Annotated in this window: 14 protein-coding genes and 1 pseudogene; 10 read left to right on the top strand and 5 right to left on the bottom strand. The window is 61.9% G+C overall.

Annotated elements, in window-relative coordinates; translation table 11 throughout:
* Positions 1-139 precede the first annotated feature (139 nt).
* On the bottom strand, positions 140-1,114 hold the full coding sequence (locus EOA49_RS03045; protein ID WP_127239683.1) for a nucleoside hydrolase: 975 nt from the start codon (positions 1,112-1,114) through the stop codon (positions 140-142).
* A gap of 255 nt (positions 1,115-1,369) precedes the next feature.
* The gene (locus tag EOA49_RS03050; protein WP_127239682.1) at positions 1,370-2,002 is read right to left on the bottom strand and encodes a hypothetical protein; all 633 of its coding nucleotides are present in this window, start codon (positions 2,000-2,002) and stop codon (positions 1,370-1,372) included.
* A 183-nt stretch (positions 2,003-2,185) separates the two neighbouring features.
* Between EOA49_RS03050 and EOA49_RS03055 the strand changes: the two genes are divergently transcribed.
* The 4 genes from EOA49_RS03055 to EOA49_RS03070 all read left to right on the top strand — a co-directional run bounded on the left by EOA49_RS03055 (position 2,186) and on the right by EOA49_RS03070 (position 7,024).
* Positions 2,186-2,758, top strand: a complete 573-nt coding sequence (locus EOA49_RS03055; RefSeq protein WP_127239681.1) for a DUF1003 domain-containing protein — start codon at positions 2,186-2,188, stop codon at positions 2,756-2,758.
* 636 nt (positions 2,759-3,394) lie between these two features.
* Entirely contained in the window at positions 3,395-4,513 is a 1,119-nt protein-coding gene (dctP, locus tag EOA49_RS03060; protein WP_066994776.1) for a TRAP transporter substrate-binding protein DctP, read from the top strand.
* A gap of 60 nt (positions 4,514-4,573) precedes the next feature.
* Positions 4,574-5,650 (top strand): TRAP transporter small permease subunit, encoded by a 1,077-nt coding sequence (locus EOA49_RS03065; RefSeq protein ID WP_127243049.1) that lies wholly within the window; start codon positions 4,574-4,576, stop codon positions 5,648-5,650.
* Between the two features lie 3 nt (positions 5,651-5,653).
* Complete coding sequence (locus EOA49_RS03070) at positions 5,654-7,024, top strand: TRAP transporter large permease subunit (RefSeq protein WP_095802625.1); 1,371 nt, start codon at positions 5,654-5,656, stop codon at positions 7,022-7,024.
* A gap of 194 nt (positions 7,025-7,218) precedes the next feature.
* Here EOA49_RS03070 and EOA49_RS03075 read toward each other — a convergent pair whose 3' ends face one another.
* A complete protein-coding gene (locus tag EOA49_RS03075) occupies positions 7,219-8,967 on the bottom strand; it encodes a hypothetical protein (RefSeq protein ID WP_206519866.1) in 1,749 nt (582 codons plus the stop codon).
* A gap of 146 nt (positions 8,968-9,113) precedes the next feature.
* Here EOA49_RS03075 and EOA49_RS03080 point away from each other — a divergent pair, with 146 nt between their 5' ends.
* Entirely contained in the window at positions 9,114-9,611 is a 498-nt protein-coding gene (locus tag EOA49_RS03080; RefSeq protein ID WP_127239679.1) for a MarR family transcriptional regulator, read from the top strand.
* Between the two features lie 181 nt (positions 9,612-9,792).
* On the opposite strand, the gene EOA49_RS03085 is transcribed toward EOA49_RS03080, so the two are convergent.
* The gene (locus EOA49_RS03085; protein ID WP_127243050.1) at positions 9,793-10,458 is read right to left on the bottom strand and encodes an aldolase; all 666 of its coding nucleotides are present in this window, start codon (positions 10,456-10,458) and stop codon (positions 9,793-9,795) included.
* A complete protein-coding gene (locus tag EOA49_RS03090) occupies positions 10,455-11,468 on the bottom strand; it encodes a LacI family DNA-binding transcriptional regulator (protein WP_245322509.1) in 1,014 nt (337 codons plus the stop codon). The genes EOA49_RS03085 and EOA49_RS03090 overlap by 4 nt, the downstream gene beginning before the upstream one ends.
* A 220-nt stretch (positions 11,469-11,688) precedes the next feature.
* On the opposite strand from EOA49_RS03090, the gene EOA49_RS03095 reads away from it, so the two are divergent.
* From EOA49_RS03095 to EOA49_RS03115, 5 genes and pseudogenes are all read left to right on the top strand, one after another.
* Positions 11,689-13,002 carry an MFS transporter gene (locus EOA49_RS03095; RefSeq protein WP_127240110.1) on the top strand — a complete coding sequence of 438 codons (1,314 nt, stop codon included), beginning with the start codon at positions 11,689-11,691 and terminating at the stop codon, positions 13,000-13,002.
* Positions 13,003-13,034: 32 nt separating this feature from the next.
* Positions 13,035-13,991: an L-threonate dehydrogenase gene (ltnD, locus tag EOA49_RS03100; RefSeq protein ID WP_127243051.1), complete on the top strand. Its 957-nt coding sequence runs from the start codon at positions 13,035-13,037 to the stop codon at positions 13,989-13,991.
* 28 nt (positions 13,992-14,019) lie between these two features.
* Entirely contained in the window at positions 14,020-14,829 is an 810-nt protein-coding gene (otnI, locus tag EOA49_RS03105; protein WP_127240112.1) for a 2-oxo-tetronate isomerase, read from the top strand.
* Positions 14,826-16,103, top strand: a complete 1,278-nt coding sequence (gene otnK, locus EOA49_RS03110) for a 3-oxo-tetronate kinase (protein WP_127240113.1) — start codon at positions 14,826-14,828, stop codon at positions 16,101-16,103. Before otnI ends, otnK begins: the two co-directional genes overlap by 4 nt.
* 248 nt (positions 16,104-16,351) lie before the next feature.
* Positions 16,352-16,814: pseudogene (locus tag EOA49_RS03115) on the top strand (phasin).
* Positions 16,815-16,875 lie beyond the last annotated feature (61 nt).

A 16,875-nucleotide genomic window follows, 5' to 3' on the forward strand; every position in this document is an offset into this window, starting at 1 on the left:
TTTGCAAGAATCGCGTTCGAGGAACATTCGAGTCGGGCCTGGTGAACCATTCGAGCCCGACCCGTTGGATGGCTGTGGGTAGAAGCCGCGCCACAGGCTCGGGCGCGCTATCGCGGCTCTCTCGCCGGAGCGAGCCTTTTTAGCTTTTTGGGGATGGCTCCGCGAAACTTCCCCTGCAGACAGCGTAAATCCTCGCCAAGATTCCTGCAGCATCGCCACCAACGCACACCGACTGCATTGGACGTTGATCCCATTTGTTCGGTGAATAACTGGCGGCGCCCAGTCTCTGCACGGTCATACCTGCCGCCGGGCCGTCCTCCAATACGACGATCGAACCGGATCGGGTGGCGAATAAGTGCGGGTCGGTCAGGTAGACTGCGGCGCTGCAGTCGTGCACAAGCATACCCGCTTCGCCCCATTGCAAGTAGAAGTCGATGTAGCCTTGCGACAGTGCGGCTACCATTTGCATGGCGGCATCGGCACCTTCCGAGGCCGCGGCGATATCCTGTCGCGTCATCACCGTTCGATTTGTGAGATTGAGCGGAACCGCGGTCACTTTCCACGAGGCTGCAAACACTCGATCGGCTGCCTTCGGATCTGCATAGATATTGGCCTCGGCAACGGGCGACACATTGCCAGGGACTTCGAACGCGCCACCCATGACGACGACGTCCTGCACTAGATCTGCTATCGCCGGATCGGCCTCCAGTGCCCGCGCCAAGTTGGTCAGGCCTCCGACAGCAAGCAACCGCACCTGACGCGGATTCTGCCGGACGGTATCGACGATGAATCGCGCGGCAGTGTCCTTCTCCTCCCGCGCTTCCTGGGCAATAGGATAATCCCCCAGCCCGTTCGCGCCATGAACATGGACAGGATAGGGGTGCGGCGCCCCGGACCAGTTTAGCGGAACGGAAGCACCGGCGTGAACGGGCGCTTTGATCCCCCAAGCCTCGGCGAGGAACCTGGCATTGCGCGTTGTAACCGATATCGATGCGTTCCCGAAGACGGTTGTGATGCCGAGCAGTTCGATGTTCGGATGACGGTGCAGGTAAAGCAGCGCGAGGGCATCGTCTACGCCAGGATCGGTATCAAAAAGAATTCTCTGCTTTGTCATGTCTCTATGGTCACGCTCTTTCCCACACTGCCGCCAATTATCTTAGCCAGCCTTCTTCGAGAGGCGAGGCCGACAGAATCGTGGCTCCGAGTGTCACCACCGAAGGGTATCGTGAATATGTCGCCGGGTGACGCGCTTGGCGCGTTTCTCGTCGGCGCGCCGGTCTCCTCGCCGCCCGGTGGGGACCGCGAGGCCGACATCGCTGTCCTCAAAGGGCGCTGCGGTCCGCCCACAAGATGACACGGCGTCCCCGCCTCAGCGGAGGAGCCCGTCGCTCTCGAAGTCTTCCCAGCCGCGCAACTTGGAGTGGACTGCCTCGCTTTGGCTGTCGTCGGTTGCGGCCGCGCCGCGGCTCTTTTGCGAGCGCTTGAGCGCCGCCTTTGCAGCGGCTCGGCGTCGGTTCTCGGCGGCTCTCTCAGCGTCTTCCTCGCGCCAGACAGCTACAAGGTCACGGTCGAGCACATCCTCGATCAAACGCGGATCAAAAACGTGGAAGGTGATCTTCCTCGCGCGGCCACGCAGTTTCACCGTCCGCGTCCCGGCGCTCTGCAAGCGGCCGGCCTTGAGCCAGCGGTGACGCTCGCCCGCCGAGATCGTCAGAATGTCCTCGACCTCGCGAGGCATGACGGGCAGGTCTTCGATGTCCTGCATGGCTTTGGACACGATCGCCGATGCGGCCTCAACATTGGCATGGGAGCCCTCCGGCAGACGCAAGGTAAGCACCCGGGACTCGCTATGGAGCAGGCTTCTCAAGTCCGTCGGAAGGCGAGCGCGCATTTCAAGAAAAATGCCCCTCGCCCGCACCGACGATCCAAGCGTCGCCGCCGGGGATAGCGGCCACTCTGCAACCAGCCGTGCAGTCGAATCGATTTTTCTGCTCGCGGGCATCCCCTTAAGTAGGAGTCCTGCCCTGCGAACTCAACGCGAAGCGAGCCTGCACCGGTCTGCAGCAACCGCTGTTTGCATCGGGCAGGATCGTCGGACAAGGCGCTCGTTCGGCACTCAGGACAGCGGCGAAATGGAGCGAATTGCCAAATAGGGAGTTAGGCTGCCTAGACGGGAGAGACAACAATGAATCCCACAGCCGCCCCAGAGGACCAGGGCTACGCCACTCCGACCACGCCGGCGGCGGAAGGCCTCGCCCCTGCCCTGGCGCGGAACATCGAGGCACTGGTCGAGAGGCGGAAGCGCGATGCCAAGGCAGCATCGCTGGAGCAGCGCGCGGCGGCGGCAATCAGCAGGTTTGCCGGCAGCATGATGTTCGTCTACATCCACCTTGTCTTCTTTGGCGCCTGGATCGGCCTAAATTTCGGGATCGTGACCTTTATCAAACCCTGGGATCCTTCTCTGGTTATTCTGGCCATGTTCGCCTCGGTCGAGGCGATCTTTCTCTCAACGTTCGTACTGATCAACCAGAACCGCATGGCCGCCCAGGATGATGCGCGGGCAGACCTCGATCTGCAGGTGAGCCTGCTCAACGAGCATGAGACGACCAAGCTCATCAAACTGGTCGAGGAGATCGCGAAGCGCCTGGATGTTCCGACGGAAGCAGACAATGAGTTGAAGGAGCTGAAGCGCGACGTGGCGCCTGAAGCGGTCTTGGACAAGATTAAGGAGACAACGGGTCAAGCGACGGTCGGCTGATCGATCCGTATCCACAGGACGCCTGCAGAAACTGCTGATCTTGAGGCCTGTCGCGTACTCCATGCTCCCGCCGGGTGCCATCATCCCGCCCGCGCAAATAGTTGGGAGACGCCCGAACGCCATTTGCCAGAGCTGGTTTATAGCGCATGGGGAAGTCATGGCGGACGCGCTCGGACTGAGTGTGCCCCATCTCAATCGCGCAATTCAGCATTGCGTGTCGAACAGCTCATCACCAGCAACTCGCGCGTCCTACATCTGACTGACCTCGCGGGCCTGCAAGGACTCGCTCAGTACGAGCCGATGGCTCTTACCCCAATCCCAATTCTGAAGCATCAGATCGACGCCCCGAGCGCGTCATTGGGCGTGACTCACCAATGGATTTATTACAGCCGCACAGGCATACTATGGATCGGGCGCGCAGTGGTTGAAAATGATTGCGCCGCGTTATGTTATTTACAGGCTGCGCCGGTCCCTGTCGCTATCGTTTGTGGCGTTGGCATCCGGCTGGAAACGACTGCGAAAAAGGAGGCAGCTCTGGTCCCACAAGAACGGGACATCCTTTGCGTCATTGATTTTGCGATTTGAGACCGGCGACGGGCCCATCATTTGCCCGCTTGCCGAACAGGGAGGAAAGCAATGGACGGAGAAACGCGTTCCCAATCAAGGCGAAAGTTTCTGAAGACGAGTGGACTTGTCGCTGGGCTAACGGCGACGGCGGTCACCGCGCCCTGGGTTCGAAGGGCCGGAGCCGCAGACGCAATCACCTGGAAAATCCAAACCTCGTGGCCGGCGGGTGTCGGACTTGAAACCTTCCAAAACTGGTGTGGCACCATCAAGGAAAAAACCGGAGGCCAACTCGAATTTCAGCCGTTCAAGGCAAAGGATATCGTTGGTGACTTCGAACTCCTCGACGGGGTGAAGAACGGCGTTCTGGAAGCGATGAACTCGTTTTCACTTTATTGGGCGGGCAAGCTTCCCGCTACGGCGTTCCTGTCCTCTTACACGTTGGGGCTACGCTATCCGCACGAATGGGATATCTTTTTCTATTCAAAAGGTGGTCTGCAGGCCGCGCGCGACCTTTATGCGAAACAAGGCCTTTACTACGTCAACCGCATTCATCACGGCCCGAACATCATCCACTCAAAGACACCGATCCGCTCAATCGAGGATTTTAGGGATCTGAAACTCCGCGTACCGGGCGGCATGATCGCCGAAACCTTCGCGAAAGCCGGTGCCAAGACGACGTTGCTGCCGGGCGGCGAGGTGTTCTCCGCGCTGGAAAAGGGCACGATCGATGCCGCCGACTACACCGGTCCGGCCGTAAACTGGGCCCTCGGTTTCCAGCAGGTGACCAAGTACATTTCCATGGGTCCAGCCGGTCTGATGTCCGTATACCAGCCCGTCGACCTGATGGACTTTGCCGTCAACATGAATGTCTGGAACCAACTCCCGGACAACCTCAAGAAGTTCGTGGAAGACGAGATCCAAGTCTATTCCAATGCCCATTTCGGCTCGATCCAGAAAGCCGACATGGAGGCTTGGCAAAAATTCCTGGATGCCGGCATTGAAATCAATCGGCTTGGACCGGAGGACCTCCAGAAGTTCCAGGAAATCGCGGTGCCCATCTGGTTCGAGTGGGCCAACAAGGACAAGGACGCAGCGCGCATCTTCAAGTTGCAGCTCGAGGTCATGGAGAACCCGACAGTCGGTTATGTCACTCCGGACATGTACCAGGGGCTGACCATCAACCTGTGAACCCTCTTTTCGCCCGTCCTGAGCCGGACGGGCGCTCGCTCCTGCAGCAGGCGTTCGCCGATGCCTTCCCTAACATTTGTGCTGCCGCACTGGCTCTACTGGTTAACCCTCGCGGTCTTTCCGCTGGCCGCCGTTCACTTTGTCCATCGAGAACGGGCACAGCGTGATCCCGGCCGTCCAAACCTGCTTCTTGCCTATCTGTTCCTGGTCACAGCCGGCTTCCTCGGCATGCACCGCTTCTATCTGAAGAGCAGGTGGGGATTCATTTTTATCCCGTTCTTCATCGCGGTACTTTGGACAAGCACCCAGGTGCGCGATGGACGCGAGGCAGTTTCACTCGCGCGATCCCAGAGCGAGCACGCCGAGAGACTGTTGCCGCGTGCCAAGGCAGATACGGCAGCCAACAAGCAGGGGGCTGCCGATCGACTTGCAAAAGCTGAGGCTGAGGCCGCGGCGGCGCGCAACAATCTGACGGCGGCCGTTCACGGGCTCGAGTGGGACAGCAGCATCAGCCGGATTGCGGGACTTCTGCTCGGTCTCATTATTGTCGGCGACGCCCTTCTCATACCCGGTCTTGTGCGGCGCGCCGCAACCCACCATGAGATCGTCGTCGATGTGCCCGCGACGCCCGTCAAACAGCCTCTTGCGCCATTTAGGCCGGTCGACTGGCTTGTAAGAGTGACAGGCGAGTTCGTCGCCTATTGGTCGGTCCTCGCGGTCATGGCGTACTATTACGAGGTGGTCGCCCGCTTCGTTTTCAACTCCCCGACCAACTGGGTGCACGAGAGCATGTTTCTGATGTTCGGCATGCAATACATGCTGGCTGGGGCCTATGCCTATCGCGATGAGACCCATGTCAGGGTCGACATCGTGTACAGCCACCTCTCCGAACGTGGCCGGGCGATCTGCGATATCATCACCTCGGCATTCTTTTTCCTGTTCGTGGGTACAATGCTCGTTGCCGGCTGGCGTTTTGCCAGCGACGCGATGGCGGTGGGCGAGAGTTCTTTCACCGAGTGGGGTATTCAATATTGGCCGGTGAAGCTGGCGATTCCTGTTGGCGCCGCGCTGCTGCTGCTTCAAGGCGTGTCTCGCCTGATGCGTGACATCGCGACCGCAACAAGAAGGCTCCGCTAAGCCATGGGTCTCGAGCTTCCAATCCTGTGGCTGAGCATCCTCATGTTCGGCGGACTGGGCGTTCTTTTATTGCTCGGGCTGCCAATGGCCTTCTGCACGGGCAGCCTCGCCGTTCTCTTCCTCTTCTTATTCGGTAATGCGGCCATGCTGAACATGCTGCCGTCGCGGATTTTTCCCTTCATGACGGATTATCAGCTCTCGGCGGTGCCGCTTTTTATCTTCATGGCCGCGATCCTTCAGAAAGCGGGCATCATCGAGGAGCTGTTTGACGTCGTCTATAAATGGCTTGGTGGGCTGAAAGGCGGACTTGCCTCGGCCACCATAATCTCGTGCACCCTGCTCGCAGCAATGGTTGGGGTCGTCGGTGCGACGGAAGTGACAATGGGCATGATCGCTCTGCCAGCGATGCTCCGCCGCAACTACGACGCACAGCTCGCCTGCGGCTCGCTGCTCGCCGGAGGAACGCTTGGCATCCTCATACCGCCTTCGGTGATGGCGATCGTCTACGCCGTCGTCGCGCAACAGTCGTTAGGCGAGCTTTTGATCGGGTCGGTATTCCCAGGGCTGCTGCTGTCTGGGATGTATGTCGTCTATGTCACGGCGCGCTGCTACATCAACCCCAAGCTCGGCCCGGCTTTGCCGCCGAGCGAGCGCATCGGCTTTGGGGAGAAGCTGAGGCTTCTGCGCCGCACGTTCATGCCCATTCTGCTCATCCTGCTTGTGCTCGGAGTCATCTTCCTTGGCATAGCAACGCCTGTTGAAGCCGCCGGCATCGGCACATTCGGTGCTTTCATCGTCTGCGCCGCCCATCGCCGCCTGACTTGGGACACGATCCGGGAAGCCGGCGTGGCAACCCTCAAGGCGACTGCGATGGTGATGTGGATATTCTTCGGAGCCACCATGTTCGTCGGCTTCTTCATCCTGAAGGGCGGGCAGAACTTCGTCGCCGAATCCATTCTCGGAACTGGATTCGCGCCTTACGGCATTCTTGTTCTGATGATGATCATCCTGTTCGTCCTGGGCATGTTTCTGGACTGGGTGGGCATTCTCCTTCTCACCGTACCGATATTTCTGCCCATCCTTAAGTCCCTCGAATTCGGCGGTACGTTCGGCTTAGCCGGTGTGGCTCCTGAAGACGTGCCGCTGTGGTATGGCGTCATTTTCATGGTCAACATGCAGATGGCGTTCCTGAGCCCACCGTTCGGCTATTCACTGTTTTACTTGAAGAGTGTCGCGCCACCGGAGATATCGATGGCGACGATCTTCCGATCCGCCGTTCCCTTCTTATTCCTGCAGGCAATCGGAGTAGGGTTGTGCATCGTGTTCCCCTCGATCGTCATTTGGCTGCCGAAGCTCATGTACGGAGGCGGTTGACCGCACACGTCTTTGGCGGTTCGACGCCGACTCAACAATCGAAGGTTCAGCGCTTCAGAGGCGCCGCTCGCCTGCAGAAGCTGCTGATCTTGAGGCCTGTCCGCGCACTCCATGCTCCTGCCGGGCGCCATCATCCCGCCCACGCAAATAGCTGGGAGACGAGACATCCCGCTTTGGATTGCGTATCTTGACGTTCAGCTTTTCCTGGGCCTGCCGTCTGGTCGACTTGGTGTTTGGACAAACTGAAGAGCGACAGAGTTGTACGGCCCCAATGTATGGGTGGTCAGCGGGGGTTTCGCCGGCTTCGTGTCCTCATTTACAAAGTAGAGCAGTTTAGCATCCCAGGATAGCGCGATCGGCATGGGGGTCAGGTTGGCCGCCAGCACGCGGATCGTGTTGCCGCGACGAAAGGCAATTGCTGCCACGCCTGGCCAATCACTCGAAATCCGATAGCGTTCGACGCCGGCGGCCTCAGCGATTTGGGCATGGACGGCTTGCAAAGGTCGTCGGGAGCCGTCCTCGTTCAAGAGACTGAAGGGGCCAGTCGGTGCTGCCAATATCAACCGCGCAGCGGCTGTCTCAGCGGCCCGGGCCGCGACGCCGACGGCAAAGGCGGCACCGAACAATGCCCGCTGACGCGGGTCGGTGCCGGCGGCGGGCACCCGGTTATTTCCGGGATTGGCTGCGACCGCCTCCCCATAGGGATTGTGCCGCAAGCCGATCGTGCAAGGCCCAAGCCAGATCGGCTTTCCGGGACACAATTGCCGTGCTGTCTCCATGACTGCAGGATAAACGGTCAGGGTTTCCATGACCGACTGCTCATCGGCGGCATGCACGATGGCGCTGTTGCCGAAGAAGACGAAATCCGCATTGCCGGTCGGCGGGTTGCGGTTGAATTCGGTGAATAGGGAGGGCGTACCAGCCCCAATCGGGCAAGCGAGACCGACAGCCCGCAATGCCTGCACGATCTCGTCAATCGGTAGCTCACCGTTGGGCAAATGGTGTGAGGGGCGTGTTTTGAATTCGCGCCGTGGTGAAACCAGAATGGCGCTCGGTTCGACGCCCGCCAAGCGAACCATAGCTACAAGGGCCTGGGCCTCGGCCCCGGGGTGGATCGCATCAAAGATCGCCTCGACCGCCAGCCGGGCGCCAAGCGCGCTCGCAAGCTCGGCTGCCTTTTCCAGCACGCGTTGATCATGCCCGCGCGCGCTGTCGAAGCGCAGTATGATCTCCGGCACCGGGCCAAGCGAAGCCGCGCCGGCGATGGCTGCCGGCAGTTGGTCGGGATCGACGAACAGCGCTATCGACGGGATCCGCCCGGCAGGTCCGCCAAGGGTCAGGGTTGCTGTATTGCTGATAGCCGGTCCAGGCGCCGATGTTTCGGCGTGCACGGAAACCGTGACGCGCTGTATGTCCTTCACACCTTTGCCGATGACATAAGGTCGGGGCTTTGAGAGCGGCCGCACATAAGTCTTGAACGAGGCGTCCGTCCAGTTGCGCTGGTCCTCCATCTCGAAGGCATCGCCTTCCATGGCGACGGTGCAGACCAAGCCGGGTGCTGGCTCGTGCGTCAGCGCTGAAATGTCGAAGGCAGGCTGGTCCGGGCTGATCAATTTGGGAAATGTCGTCTCCTCGATGCTTCCGTCGCTATGCCGGATGGTCAGCCTTTTGCCCGCCGCCTCTGAAGGATGAAGCACCACGAAACCGGTGCGGTTGGTGGGGAAATCGGTGAGCGCCACGCCATCCGCTTGCAAGGTCAGCTCGCCCGAAGCGTCGCCACGAATCTTCATGCGATAGGCGAAACGTCCCTGCGGGCCGGCGCAGAGTCCGTCATAGCGAAGCTCGAACGAAGTGCCGTCCTCGGAAATGCGCATGTTGGACAGTTCGGCCTTGTAAGTCCCCCAAGACGCATCGCGCGCAAGATAGTTGATCGCCCGAACCACCTCCACGCCGGCAAAACAGATCGTCCGCAGATTGCCGTCCTCGAGAACGGCGGTCAGCGGTCCGGCGGCAAGAAGCCTCCGTTGCGGAAGCGGCTCGTCGGTGCCGTAAAGCGCAAGGAGATCTTGAAGTCTGTAAACTCCGCCCTATGGAAACCGATCCGGACTCGGCTGTTCGCTGGGCGGACCTGGCCGACCTCATCCTCATCATTGCCCGTGAGATTCAGTTTCGCGGTTACAGGGACGAGAAAGCGCTGTCGCTGTCGCAATCGGAGGGCATGGTGATGCGCCACCTGGTTGCGCACGCTTCCGCAACGCCCAGCCAGATCGCGACGGCGACCGGGCTGCAGCGCACCAATGTTTCCACCGTGCTGCGCGACCTGGAAGGCAAGGGGCTGATCGAGCGCCATGTCGACCCGCAAGATCGCCGGGGCGTCAGCGTCCACCGCACCCGGCGGGGCGCCCGCAATTACGCCCTGGTGCGCAAGGAGTGGGCAACTGCCGTATCCGAGGCCGCCGGCGGCGACACACGCAAGCTCAATGCCGCGCTTGAGCTTCTCAGATCCATCGAAGCCGGCCTGACCGCAACGCGACCCATAGACAGCGACGGTCCAGGGCGAGTTTCCGCCCGCCGCCGGAACGTCTAGTGCCGAACAGCGCGAGAGAGAAGCAATCTCGACCGCAACTCGGTAGCGGCCAGCCCTGTATCTCGTAAGGCTGCCGGCCGTCAGGACATCTTCAACGAGGCGCACTCCCTTAGCAACATGCTCAGGTAATACCCCCCGACTTATGCAATCCAGGAGCGCCTCACGAAGTCGAAATCGGGTCTCAGTGGTCGTGCGCACCATGCTCCTGCAGCGAAAGCCCAAAAGTCCGCACCAGGTCGCTGACCTGCTCCGGTGACAGATAGCGGGGGTTGAGGCCGCGCAGAAGCAGATAGAGCTTTGCCGTTTCCTCCAGCTCTTCGGTAGCGAATACCGCCGCCTCAAGCGTCTCGCCCGCGACAACGGGACCATGGTTGGCGAGCAGCACCGAAGAGTAGCGTCCAGCGAGCCCTTTGATTGCATCGGCTACCGCAGGGTCTCCGGGACGGAAATATGGCACCAAAGCCGTCTGTCCGGCGCGCATGAGATAGTACGGCGTCATTGGCGGCAGGACCGACTTGGGATCGATCTCGGGAAGCATGGTGACGGCCACCGCATGGGTGGAGTGCAGGTGCACAATCGCACGCGCTGCTGGCCGCGTCTCGTAGAGGGCGGTATGCAGGGGGATTTCCTTGGTCGGCGCATCGCCCGCGACGAGCCGCCCTTGCGCGTCGAGCCTGGCAAGGCGAGCCGGATCGAGAAAGCCCAGCGAAGCGTTGGTCGGCGTCACAAGCCAGCCGCCGTCATCGAGCCGCAGACTGATATTGCCCGATGATCCCGGTGTCAGCCCGCGCTCGAATAGGGAACGGCCGAAGCGGCATATCTCTTCGCGAAGTTTGGCCTCGCTCATGTTGTGGCTCCCTCGATCAGTTCGAACCCGAGATCGATCTTCGTCGGCGGCCCGTCGGAGCAGACCAGCCGGGCGCCGGTCTCTCCGACCGCGACGCGTGGCGTCCGGATGGTGGAAAGCGGTTGCGGCGCCGCGCGGGCGACGTCCAGGCCGTTATAGCCGAAAATCGCCAACCGGCCGGGGATGGCGATGCCGCGGGCAAGGCAATGGAAATAACCGCCAATCGCCATGTCGTCGTTAGAGAAATAGACGGCATCGAGATTGGGGGCGCGCCCGAGCAGCCGGCCGAGACCCTCGCGCCCGGCCTCGATCGACGAAGATGAGGGAATGATTTCTTCCGCGGCGACTTCAAGGCCTGCCTCTGCGAGCGCCGAGCGAAATCCGGCGAAGCGTTTGGCGGCGCGCAGATCGCGGCTGAGATCGTGGCCCACATAGCCGATGCGCCGATAGCCGCGCGAGACCAGATGACGCGCGCTCGCGCCTCCCGCCTCGCGGTTGGAATAACCGACGACGATGTCGATGCCATCGCCATCGGAATCGAGCAGTTCGGCGACCCTGATGCGGGCGTGCCTGAGCATGGCCACGGTACGCTCGGTGTGTTCGAGCCCGGCCACCATCATGCCCGCCGGACGCCAGCTAAGCAGCGACTCGACGAGGGTTTCCTCGCGGCCCTGTTCGTAGTCCGTCACCGCGACGACAGGTTGGAACCCGGCGCCCACCAGCACCGTGTTGGCGCCGCGCAGCATGTCCGGAAAGACGATGTTGCTGAGCGACGGTATCACGATCCCGACCAGCTTGGAGCCGGTCGAGGCCAGCGTGCCGGCGATGCGGTTCGGCACATAGCCGAGGCTTCTCGCGGCATTGAGGACGCTCTCGCGTGTCTTGGCCGAAAATGAACCGTGCCCGCGCAACACGCGCGAGGCGGTGCTCTCGCCGACGCCGGCCGCGCGTGCGACATCGGTAAGGGTCGTCGTCCCCGTCGGCGTGCCGTCGGCCAGCTCGTCGGCCACTTTCGATCTCCCCGCTGGAGCGCGACGTCGCACTCGACCGTCCTCGCTTCCGTCCATCTCTTTTGCCATGTCGCGGCAACGTTTTCAAACAATTGTTGGCAGCGCTGCCACTTTTTCGTTGGCAGCGCTGCCAATCCATGTTATCCGGTTACGCAAGCGCTGCCAAAACCGCCACCGGCGGGGCGCGCTGACACCCCATTCACAGTCAAGGGAGGAACCAATGACCGTGCTTACACCTGCGCTACCGGCGCAAGCCGTAGCTGAAATCGAAACGAGGAGGACCGCCTACAGCAAGGTCTTCTGGCGCATCGTGCCGTTCCTGATGCTGTGCTACGTCGTTGCCTATCTCGACCGCGTCAATATCGGCTTCGCCAAGCTGCAGATGTCGGCCGACCTCGGCTTCAGCGAGACCGTCTACGGCCTCGGCGCCGGCATCTTCTTCATCGGCTATTTTCTCTTCGAGGTGCCAAGCAACGTCATTCTTCACAAGGTCGGCGCGCGCATGTGGATCGCGCGCATCATGATCACCTGGGGTTTGATCTCAGCTGGCTTCATGTTCGTCACGTCCGCGCCGACATTCTACCTGTTGCGCTTTCTGCTGGGCGTCGCCGAAGCCGGGTTCTACCCGGGGATCATCCTTTTCCTCACCTACTGGTATCCCTCGCACCGCCGGGCCAAGATCATCGCGGTGTTCATGTCCGCGATCCCGGTCTCGGGCATATTGGGCAATCCTCTTTCCGGCTGGATCATGGATTCGTTCGATGGCGCCCACGGCCTCGCCGGATGGCAATGGATGTTTCTTATCGAGGCGGTTCCAGCCGTCCTGCTCGGCATCGCTGTCTTGTTCTTCCTCGACAACGGCATTCGTCAAGCCAAGTGGCTGAGCGAAACGGAAAAGCAGACCCTGGAAGAGGAGATCGCACGCGAGGAGCGTCACAAGGAGAGTGGGCATTCGGTAGCCGGTATCTTCCGCGATCGCCGAGTTTGGCTGATGTGCCTGATCTACTTCACCTTCGTGATGGGCCAGTACGGGCTGACTTTCTGGATGCCGACCCTGGTCAAGGCGACCGGCATCACCGGAAACTTCAATATCGGACTGATTAGCGCGATCCCCTTCATCTGTGCCGTCGTGGTCATGAATCTGTTCGGACGCAGCGCTGACAGGCATCGCGAGCGCCGTTGGCACCTGGTCGTTCCGGCACTGCTCGGGGCCGTCGGTTTCGTCGTCGCGGCCGCCAGCTCGAATCTGACGATCGCCATCGCCTTCCTGTCCGTTGCAGCGGCCGGAGCGATCACCTGTGCGCCGCTGTTCTGGTCGCTGCCGACGTCATTTCTCGCCGGGACAGGTGCCGCGGCAGGCATTGCGCTCATCAATTCGGTCGGCAATCTGGCCGGCTTCGTTAGCCCGTATCTCGTCGGCTACCTGAAGGATTTGACCGGCGCAACGCAGGTCGGCATGTATGCGCTCGCCGCAATCCTGGTGCTCGGCGCGGTCCCGGTGCTGACGACGCCACCCAAGCTGGTCAATCGCTAAACCGGATTGCGTTTCGAATAAGGATCTCCGTGATGACCGTTTATGATCGAAGCAAGGAAAACCCCGCCGGAGCAAGGACGAACCGGGCCGCCCTGATCGGCATCGGTTCCATGGGACTTGGCATGGCCATGTCGCTCAGGCGGGCCGGGTTTGAAGTGGCTGGCCTCGACGTGGACGCCGCGGCCATCGCCCGGCTCGTCGACGCGGGCGGCCGAGGCGCGGCAAGCCCCGCCGAGGCCGCTGAAGGTGCCGACGTCGTCGTGTCGGTGGTCGTCAACGCCGCGCAAACGGAGGCCATCCTGTTCGGTACGAACGGCGTCGCCGAAACCATGGCCGAGGGCGCGGTTTTCGTCTCCTCGGCCACGATCGATCCCGATGCGGTGCGCCGCCTTGCCACGCCGCTCGAAGCGACGGGACGGCTCTATCTCGACGCGCCGATCAGCGGCGGGTCGGTGCGCGCCGCCGAGGGTGCGCTCACCATTCTGGCCTCCGGCAGCCCTGCCGCCTTCGCCAGAGCGCGGCCGGCACTGGATGCAATAGCCGCCAACGTCTATGAACTCGGTGACGAGCCGGGCGTTGGTGCAGCCTTCAAGATGATCAACCAGTTGCTTGCTGGCGTGCATATCGCGGCGGCCAGCGAAGCCATCGCATTTGCCGCCCGGCAAGGGCTGGACATCCGCAAGGTCTACGAGGTGATAACTGCCTCCGCAGGCAATTCGTGGATGTTCGAGAACCGGGTGCCGCACGTGCTGGACGGCGACTACACACCGCGCAGCGCGGTCGACATCTTCGTCAAGGACCTCGGCATCATTCAGGATATGGCCCGCAGCGCCAAATTCCCGGTGCCGGTGGCCGCAGCCGCGCTACAGATGTTCCTGGCGACCTCGGCGGCTGGAATGGGCCGGGACGACGACGCATCCGTCGCCCGGCTCTACGCAAAGATCACCGGCACCGAACTGCCTACCCGCAAACCTAGCCAACCGGCCTGACATCGGCCTGAGGAAGACTGGATCGCCCATGCCCCGCTTTGCCGCCAACCTGACAATGATGTTCAGCGAGTGGCCGTTCCTGGATCGGTTCCAGGCGGCCGCCGATGCCGGCTTCCGTGCGGTCGAATTCCTGTTTCCTTACGAGCACACGCCCGAGGTGATCGGCGAGCGCCTTCGCAGATACGGTTTGACCCAGGCTCTGTTCAATTTGCCGCCTGGCGATTGGGCCGCCGGCGAGCGAGGACTGGCCGCCTTGCCCGATCGGTTCGCCGAGCTTCAGGCCGCCGTGGCATCTGCCCTTCCCTACGCGGAGGCCACGGGCGTGAAGCGCCTGCATTTGATGTCGGGGCTCGCCGCTCGCGGGGACAGGGCGGCCATGGATGCCTATCGCAAAGCGATCCTCTGGACCGCCGGCAAGCTTGCCGATCGCGGCATCGATCTGGTGATCGAACCGATCAATGGTCGCGACATGCCGGGCTATTTCCTCAATGACTTCGACTTTGCCGAACAGCTCATCGGCGAACTGGCGCTGCCCAACCTCAAGCTGCAGTTCGATGTCTACCACCGCCAGATCCTGCATGGCGATGTCGTCATGGCGTTGCGCCGGCTGCTGCCGATCATTGGCCATGTCCAGATAGCAAGCGTGCCCTCCCGCCATGAGCCGACTTCGGAAGAGCTCAACGACCGGTTCATCTTCGCGGAACTGGACCGGCTGGGCTATGATGGTTTCGTCGGTTGCGAATATCGGCCCAGCGGCACGACACTTGAGGGGCTCGGCTGGTTCGCCCCCTTTGCCGGCGAGCCCCTTCCCCAGGCTGGCATCGGAGTTTCGCCATGAGCCTCGCCCTCGGCGCAATTGCGGACGACTACACAGGCGCGTCCGACCTGGCCAACACGCTCGCCAAGGAAGGTCTTCGCACGGTTCAAACCATCGGCATTCCGGCCGCAGGTCTCGATCTTCCCGAGGTCGACGCGGTTGTCGTCTCGCTCAAGATCCGTTCGGTTGCGGCAGCGCAGGCGGTGGAGCGCGCTCGCGCGGCCGACCAATGGCTGCGCGCCCGCGGGGCAGCGCATGTGATGTACAAGATCTGCTCGACCTTCGATTCCACCGATGCCGGCAATATCGGCCCGGTGCTGGACGCCTTGCGTCACGACGTGGATGAGAAATCGGTTTTGGTGACGCCGGCCTTTCCGGAAACCGGCCGAACCGTCTACCAGGGGAATCTTTTCGTCGGCGCGGTGCCGCTCAACGAGAGTCCGCTCAAGGATCACCCGCTCAATCCCATGCGCGATGCCAATCTGGTGCGCGTACTCGCCCGGCAGAGCATGGCAGCGGTCGGGTCGGTCGACCTCGCGACGGTCGCGCGCGGCGCAGACGCGATCCGCGCGCGCAACGCGGCGCTTTCCCAAGATGGAGCCGGAGCGGCAATCGCCGACGCCGTCTTTGAGAGCGATCTTGAAGCGATCGGCGCGGCAGCCTTGGCACAACGCCTGTCGGTCGGAGCGTCCGGCCTGGGACTGGGTCTCGCCCGCGGCCTGGTCGCCGCCGGCACCGCGCGGCGCCATCAACGGACGGTGCTGCGGGACCGGCCGGTCGAGGGGCCTGCGGCGTGCCTCGCCGGCAGCTGTTCGCGGGCGACACTGACGCAGATTGCCCGCGCCGAAGAGACGATGCCGGTGCTGAGGCTCGATCCGGAAAGGCTGATGAGCGGAGTGGCGGAGACGCACCGTGCGCTCGCCTGGGCCGCCGCCCGCTTGGCCGATGGCCCCGTCCTCATCGCCAGCAGCGGATCGCCCGAGGTGGTTTCGGCGCTGCAGGCGCGGCATGGACGCGACGCTGCCGGTCATGCGATCGAGCAGTCGTTGGCGACCATCGCCGAAGGTCTGGTCGAACTCGGCGTGCGCAGGTTGGTCGTGGCGGGCGGCGAGACGTCCGGCGCCGTCGTGGACCAGCTTGCCATTCCCGCCTTCGAGTTGGGCCCCGAAATCGCCGCGGGTGTCCCAGCGCTGCGTGCACTCGGCAGCCCGCACGGCGAACTGCTGCTTGCCCTGAAATCAGGCAATTTCGGCGGCGACCGTTTCTTCGCCGACGCCTTGGCCGTTTTGGCATGAGACGGAGTCTTGGCTGTACAAGAATAACTGAGAAGGTCGCGCCAGGGTCGAATGCAGCGATGGATTGCGAAGAGGCCGCTCCTTTTTGGGTCGAAGAAGGTGACGGTCAATCTCGTTAGCACCGATCGCCGCCAGCGGCGCGCCGGGCCGCCGCAGTGGTGCCCTCGAGCGGCAATTCGCCCCTTCATAAATTCGTAGATGAAACAGGGGGGCTTTGTGTAATGCCACTCTCTGGAAAAGGATGGAAAATGTCCAAGATCCCCGGCAAGACCGAAACGATCGAAAACGCGGAATCCGCTACTTACGAGCCGTACAAGGTTACCGAGCAGGTTCGCGCTGTCGCCGAACAGGGCATTGAGCAGGCGAAGGAAGCATTTTCCAAATTGGAATCGAACGCCGAGACGACTCAAAAGGCTTTTGAGTCGACCCTTGAGGTGGCCAAGACCACCCGCAACGAGGTGTCGCTGAAGACGATTGCAGCTCTGCGAGCCAATGCCGAAGCCGGCTTCGCTCACCTGGAAGCACTGGTTGCCGTGAAGTCGCCGTCCGAGTTCTTCGAGCTGCAGGCCGCTTTTCGTGAACAAACAGATCGACACTTCCGTCGAGCAGGCCAAGACCCTGCAGGCGGTGATGTTGAGAGCCACCGAAGACGTATCCATGCCGATCAAGGATGCCTTCGAAAAGGCCTTGAAGAACCTCAAGGCCGCTTGACTGCTCAGGCAATCCGAGACCGGAGGTCGCCGACCTCCTCTGCTCGTTACGACATCAAGAC

The sequence above is a fragment of the Mesorhizobium sp. M1A.F.Ca.IN.020.04.1.1 genome (assembly GCF_003997315.1).
In the GTDB taxonomy this organism is placed as follows: Bacteria; Pseudomonadota; Alphaproteobacteria; order Rhizobiales; family Rhizobiaceae; genus Mesorhizobium.